Annotated in this window: 6 protein-coding genes; all 6 read right to left on the reverse strand. The window is 57.3% G+C overall.

Annotation, left to right across the window (positions count from 1 at the left end; all coding sequences use genetic code 11):
- Positions 1–57 precede the first annotated feature (57 nt).
- The 6 genes from SSARUM2_RS24335 to rpmH all read right to left on the reverse strand — a co-directional run bounded on the left by SSARUM2_RS24335 (position 58) and on the right by rpmH (position 5,318).
- Entirely contained in the window at positions 58–1,371 is a 1,314-nt protein-coding gene (locus tag SSARUM2_RS24335) for a SidA/IucD/PvdA family monooxygenase (RefSeq protein ID WP_049197095.1), read from the reverse strand.
- 107 nt (positions 1,372–1,478) lie between these two features.
- The gene (gene mnmE, locus SSARUM2_RS24340; RefSeq protein ID WP_016929602.1) at positions 1,479–2,843 is read right to left on the reverse strand and encodes a tRNA uridine-5-carboxymethylaminomethyl(34) synthesis GTPase MnmE; all 1,365 of its coding nucleotides are present in this window, start codon (positions 2,841–2,843) and stop codon (positions 1,479–1,481) included.
- A gap of 96 nt (positions 2,844–2,939) precedes the next feature.
- Positions 2,940–4,577: a membrane protein insertase YidC gene (gene yidC, locus SSARUM2_RS24345; RefSeq protein ID WP_016929601.1), complete on the reverse strand. Its 1,638-nt coding sequence runs from the start codon at positions 4,575–4,577 to the stop codon at positions 2,940–2,942.
- Between the two features lie 2 nt (positions 4,578–4,579).
- Positions 4,580–4,837, reverse strand: coding sequence for a membrane protein insertion efficiency factor YidD (gene yidD, locus SSARUM2_RS24350; RefSeq protein ID WP_004933881.1), 258 nt, complete (start codon positions 4,835–4,837; stop codon positions 4,580–4,582).
- Positions 4,801–5,160: a ribonuclease P protein component gene (gene rnpA, locus SSARUM2_RS24355; RefSeq protein ID WP_004933883.1), complete on the reverse strand. Its 360-nt coding sequence runs from the start codon at positions 5,158–5,160 to the stop codon at positions 4,801–4,803. The genes yidD and rnpA overlap by 37 nt, the downstream gene beginning before the upstream one ends.
- Positions 5,161–5,177: 17 nt before the next feature.
- Positions 5,178–5,318: a 50S ribosomal protein L34 gene (gene rpmH / locus SSARUM2_RS24360; RefSeq protein ID WP_000831330.1), complete on the reverse strand. Its 141-nt coding sequence runs from the start codon at positions 5,316–5,318 to the stop codon at positions 5,178–5,180.
- Positions 5,319–6,000: the final 682 nt, after the last annotated feature.

Below are 6,000 nucleotides of genomic sequence, written 5' to 3' on the forward strand. Positions count from 1 at the left end.
GTGTTAGATTAAGACTAAGTTGAGGATTTATCATCAAAAAACGCTATGCGGATTATCCTATTTATCAGCGGTGGTAGAGATATCGCCCGGCGCGGCATCGCTCCACCATTGGATCATTGATGCGTTCGGTGCCAAATCAAAGCACGGCTTACCCAGCAAGTGATTGAGGATGCGGGCTGAACGCCAGGCCATCAGGCTCAGTCCGCCTTCTGCGCTGCCGTGGCTGTGTATTCCGGCATTAACCGCATAAATTCGATTTTGCTCCGGCCCGAGCCAGTCCAGATTAAAATTCGGCAGTAGCGGCAGATGCTGTTCCGCATCGAGAGGAATGCGCGGCAGCAAGGGTTTCAGGTAAGCGGGCAGCGAAGCGCGATAGCCGGTGGCCAGAATGACGATATCGGCCCTGAAACTTTCCTGGCGATTTTCCAGGCCGTGAAGCGTGCGCAGATGAAAAGCTTCACCCATTGATTCGATGGCCAGTAGGGTGCGATGAGGCAGTAAACGCACATTGCGCGTCTGGCGCATCACGTCAAAACGCATATATAGCTCACGGTACAGGGTTCGCAGCGTATGATTGCTGATGCCGTCTGCCGGCAATTTCTGTGTTTTGATTTCACGCTCGCGGATTTCTGACGGCAGTGTATAGAAATAGTCGACGTATTCGGGAGTGAAATATTCGTTGGTGAAGGGGGACTCGTCCAGCGGCTGAAAATTGGGACGGCGCGAGAGCCAGTCCAGCTGCGCCGGTTCGCCCCAGTGCCCCTGCAATGCGTTCAAAAACACATCGGCGCCGCTTTGGCCGCCGCCCACCACCATAACTCGCTTGCCGCTGAAGTCCGGATTGCGCAGGGCTATTTCGGCGGCATGCATGCAGTTTTCGCCCAGCGCCGGGTAAAACGCTTTCGGTAACCAAGGGTTATGGCCGGTGCCCAGACAGATATTTTTCGCCCACAGCGTCTGATCATGGGTGGTTACCTTGAACAAACTCTTTTCATCGTCAAAATCAATGCGCTCTACGGACTGTGAAAACTGTAGCCCGTCTAATCTTTCGCAGGCCCAGCGTAGATAGTCGGAAAATTCTTCTCGGCTGATAATTTGCTGCTCGGTGATTAAAAACCGATAAATTTTTTTCTGTTCTACCAAGTAATTAATAAATGAAAATTGGCTGCGTGGGCTGACGGCGGTAACCAAATCCTGCAGCACATATGTCTGCATATAAGCGGAAGGCAGCAGCATGCCGGGGTGCCAGCGGAAGCTCGCGTTACGATCGAGAAAGGTATAGTTGACGGCGCCGCTTTCGGCGGCCAGAGCGGCCAGACTGAGATTGAAAGGCCCCAATCCCACGCCAATCAAGTCTAAAGGTTCGTTCATTTAAGCTTATCTCTCACGCGGAAAAATTGATGAGATAAGCTTAGGTGAGTTTTGGTGCCGGAGACGTAAAATGCGGGCGCCGAAGAGGATATGGCGCCCGCAGGCGATTATTTGCCGATGCAGAAGCTGGAGAAGATGCGGCCCAGCAGATCGTCTGAGGTGAATTCGCCGGTGATTTCGCTCAAGGCCAGCTGCGCCTGGCGCAGTTCCTCGGCCAGCAGCTCGCCCGCGTAAGCGCTCACTAACTGTTCTTTGCCTTGCACCAGGTGCTGTGCCGCCAGCTCCAGCGCCTGCAGGTGGCGACGGCGCGCCAGGAAGCCGCCTTCCATGTTGCTGGTGAAGCCCATGCTCTGTTTCAGATGATCGCGCAGCACATCGACGCCTTCACCGGTGCGGGCCGACAGGCGAATAAGTGAGTGGTTGTTCACTTCCGTCAGACCCAGCGTTTCACCGGTGATGTCGGCCTTGTTGCGCACCACGGTGATCGGCAGCGTGCCCGGCAGGCGCGCCATAAACTCCGGCCAGATCTCCGCCGGCTCGGTGGCGGCGGTGGTGGTGCCGTCAACCATAAACAGCACTCTGTCGGCCTGTTCGATCTCGTTCCATGCACGTTCGATGCCGATGCGCTCCACTTCGTCGCTGGCGTCGCGCAGGCCGGCGGTGTCGATGATGTGTAGCGGCATGCCGTCGATATGGATATGTTCGCGCAGGACGTCGCGGGTGGTGCCGGCGATATCGGTGACGATCGCCGCCTCGCGCCCGGCCAACGCATTGAGCAGGCTGGATTTACCGGCGTTGGGGCGCCCGGCGATTACTACCTTCATCCCTTCGCGCAGCAGGCTGCCCTGGCGCGCTTCGCCGCGTACGCTATCCAGATCCGCCATCACGTCGTTGAGTTGTGCTTCGATTTTACCGTCGGACAGGAAGTCGATTTCCTCGTCCGGGAAGTCGATCGCCGCTTCCACGTAGATTCGCAGGTGAGTGAGCGCTTCCACGAGCTGGTGGATGCGGGTGGAAAATGCCCCCTGCAGCGAGTTCATCGCCGAGCGCGCCGCCTGCTCGGAGCTGGCGTCGATCAGATCGGCGATCGCTTCGGCCTGCGCCAAATCGAGCTTGTCGTTGAGAAACGCGCGTTCGGAGAATTCGCCGGGCCGGGCGATGCGCACGTCGGGCAGCGCCAGCACGCGCTTGAGCAACAGATCGAGGATCACCGGCCCGCCGTGGCCCTGCAGTTCCAGCACGTCTTCGCCGGTAAAGGAGTTCGGCCCCGGGAACCACAGCGCGATGCCCTGATCGAGGGTGGCACCCGTGGCGTCGCGGAACGGCAGATAGTCAGCGTAGCGCGGCTTCGGCAGCTTGCCGAGCAACGCCTGGGCGACGTCTTTGGCCTTGCTTCCGGAAATGCGCAGAATGCCGACGCCGCCGCGTCCCGGCGGGGTGGCTTGGGCTACGATGGTATCGGTGGTGCTCATAACGGTTCTCTCTGACGATTAAGATGCAAAAAGGCGGTCTAATGACCGCCTTTGGGGTGACTGCAAGGGTCGGCGCGCCGAACCCCTACAATACGCTTAGCTTTTTTTCTTGTCGCGGCTGTGCAGGCCGCGTTTTTCCAGACCACGGTAAATCAGCTGCTGCTGCAGGATGGTCACCAGGTTACTGACGATGTAGTACAGCACCAGACCGGACGGGAACCACAGGAAGAACACTGTGAAGATCACCGGCATGAAGGTCATGATTTTCTGCTGCATCGGGTCAGTCACGGTGGTCGGCGACATCTTCTGAATGAAGAACATCGTCACGCCCATCAGGATTGGCAGGATGTAGTACGGGTCTTGCGCCGACAGGTCATGGATCCACAGGGCGAACGGCGCGTGGCGCAGCTCGACCGAACCCATCAGCATATAGTACAGCGCCAGGAAGATCGGCATCTGAATGATCAGCGGCAGGCAGCCGCCGAGCGGGTTCACTTTCTCCGCCTTGTACAGCGCCATCATCTCTTGGCTCATGCGCTGTTTGTCATCGCCGATGCGCTCACGCATCGCCTGCAGCTTCGGCTGCAGCATGCGCATTTTCGCCATCGAGGTGTACTGCGCCTTGGTCAGCGGGTACATGATGCCGCGCACGATGAAGGTGATGATGATGATGGAGAAGCCCCAGTTACCGATAAAGCCGTGGATGAACTTCAGCAGTTTGAACAGCGGCTGGGAGATGAACCACAGCCAGCCGTAATCCACGGTCAGATCCAGGTGCGGCGCCAGCTGGGCCATCTGGTCCTGCAGCTCCGGGCCGACCCACAGGGTCGCGTTCAGCTGCTGCTGAGCGCCCGGCTGCACCACGACCGGCGTAGATTTGAAGCCGATGGTGGACAGGTTGTCGCCCGGTTTGGCGGTATAGAAGGTGTTGTCACCTTTGGTCGCCGGTACCCACGCGGTGGCGAAGTACTGTTGCAGCATGGCGACCCAACCGTCTTTGGTGGTGACGCTCAGGTTTTCATCTTTGTCGAACGCGTATTTTTGGTACTTGTCCTCGCTGGACGAGTACGCCGCGCCGCGGAAGGTGTGCAGCGCGAAGTTGCTGCTGCCGGTGTCGCGGTGTTTAGGCAATTCGGTGGTTTGCTTCAGCTGGCCGAACAGGGTCAGCTCCAGCGGCGTCGCGCCTTTGTTGTCGATGCTGTAATCCACGCCGACCGCATAGTGGTTGCGTTTGAGCACGAAGGTCTTGGTGTAGACTGCGCCGTCTTTATCGGTGTAGGTCAGCGGGATGCGCAGCTCGTCCTGGCCTTCCGGCAGGGTGTAGCTGTCTTGCGCCGCCTGATACAGCGGGCGTTCGCCGTTGGCCGGGTTGTCCGGGCCGTTTTTACCGGTCAGGCCGCTTTGCGCCTGATAGACGAACGACGGAGTGGTTTCCAGCAGTTGGAACGGAGTCGATGAACCCAGAGTATCCGGGTAGGCCAACAGTTTAGCCTGCTCGATATCGCCACCACGGGTGTTGATGGTCAGTGACAGCACGTCGGTGTTCACGGTAATCAGCTTACCCTGACCACTGGCTGGCACGGCCTGGCTGGCGGCATCACCGGCTACTGCGTTCGAAGTCTGTTGCGTGGTCTGTGCGGCCGGCTGCGGAGCGTTGTCCGTTTGCCATGCCTGCCAGATCATGAAAGACACGAACAGCAGAGCGATGAGGAGAAGATTGCGTTGCGAATCCATCGTTAGTGTTCTCTGTTATCGTCGGTTTTTGGCGGCACCGGATCATCGCCACCTGGGTTCAAAGGGTGGCATTTTAATACGCGTTTCAATGCTAACCAACTGCCTTTTATCATGCCAAACCTGCTTAATGCCTCAATTGCGTAATGAGAGCATGTCGGCTGGAAGCGACAACGAGGCCCTAGCAGCGGACTGATGACGAGCTGATAGGCCCGCACCAGCCCGATCAGGATGCGGGAGCCTGGCGACAGTGGCGACGCCATAATTTATCCAAAGCTTCCGTCAGCGCGCGGTTATCCAAATCCGCTATCCCCTTTTTGGCTACCACGACAAAATCCATCGCCGGTAATTCGTGCTGGCGCAGGCGGAAGCTTTCGCGGGTTAGGCGTTTGATCCGATTACGCTCGTGCGCGCGTTTGACGTGTTTTTTGGCGACGGTAAGACCGATGCGGGGATGCCCCAGCTGGTTCAGGCGGCCGAGGATGGTAATTTGCGGCGTGCCAGCCCGTTGTGGCTGCTGGAAGACGAAAGTGAAATGAGTGGGAGTTAACAAACGTAACTCCCTGGGAAAAGCGAGCTTAACCACTCAGCGGGTTAGCTTTATTACTTAGAAACAGTCAGACGAGCACGGCCTTTCGCACGACGGCGGGCCAGAACTTGACGACCATTTTTGGTGGCCATACGAGCACGGAAACCGTGGCTACGGTTGCGCTTCAATACGGACGGTTGGAAAGTGCGTTTCATAGCGATTTCTACCTAAACTTAAAATAATTACTGATCAGTAAACGCGTTTGGCTACTCGGCGTGAAGATGACCGACGCCTCAATCGCAATACATAAAGAAGCGGGATTGTAATAATTGTACAGTCCTGAGTCAATTCGCATCGCGCCAGCCTACCTGGTTGTCTGCCAATAACGGAACAAAACCCGGTCTTGGCCCGTGGTCACCGCAGAATCCTGTCTGGCTAATGACGCACCATAAGGAACCAGGTATCACACGTAGGGCGAAGATTATACGGACTCGGGGTGAAATCGCAAGGATCCCCGAGAGATCCTTTGCGCGCGATCGCAGGATCCGGCGTGGATAACAGGGTATAACCGGTTGACAATGTAAAAAATGCGGCGCAGCGGCCGGGATCTGCGCGGTCATCCGGCGCCGACGGTGAAAAGATCGCCGCCGGCCGCGGCCTGTGGATAAAATGGATCTAATCTGTGAGGAAGGGGAGGATCTCTTGCGCGGATTGCGCTATGATCCGTCATTCCGATCGCGATCCCTCATGCCGGGATCGTGAGGGACACAAACCGTGAAAGGCGGTTCGCATCCCCCACAGGCAAACCGCCGATGCCGGGTATGTGTCAAAAATCATGAGTTATAAAAAAGTTGCCCGTTTCTTTTCTTTATTGATCTTGTTCGAGTGGAGTCCGCC

Origin of the sequence: Serratia sp. K-E0102, assembly GCF_029962625.1 — a bacterium.
Lineage (GTDB): Bacteria > Pseudomonadota > Gammaproteobacteria > Enterobacterales > Enterobacteriaceae > Serratia > Serratia sarumanii.

Coding starts and splice junctions, on each gene's coding strand:
- SSARUM2_RS24335 (WP_049197095.1), bottom strand. CDS start 1,371: ATGAACGAACCTTTAGACTTGATTGGCGTGGGATTGGGGCCTTTCAAT.
- mnmE (WP_016929602.1), bottom strand. CDS start 2,843: ATGAGCACCACCGATACCATCGTAGCCCAAGCCACCCCGCCGGGACGC.
- yidC (WP_016929601.1), bottom strand. CDS start 4,577: ATGGATTCGCAACGCAATCTTCTCCTCATCGCTCTGCTGTTCGTGTCT.
- yidD (WP_004933881.1), bottom strand. CDS start 4,837: ATGGCGTCGCCACTGTCGCCAGGCTCCCGCATCCTGATCGGGCTGGTG.
- rpmH (WP_000831330.1), bottom strand. CDS start 5,318: ATGAAACGCACTTTCCAACCGTCCGTATTGAAGCGCAACCGTAGCCAC.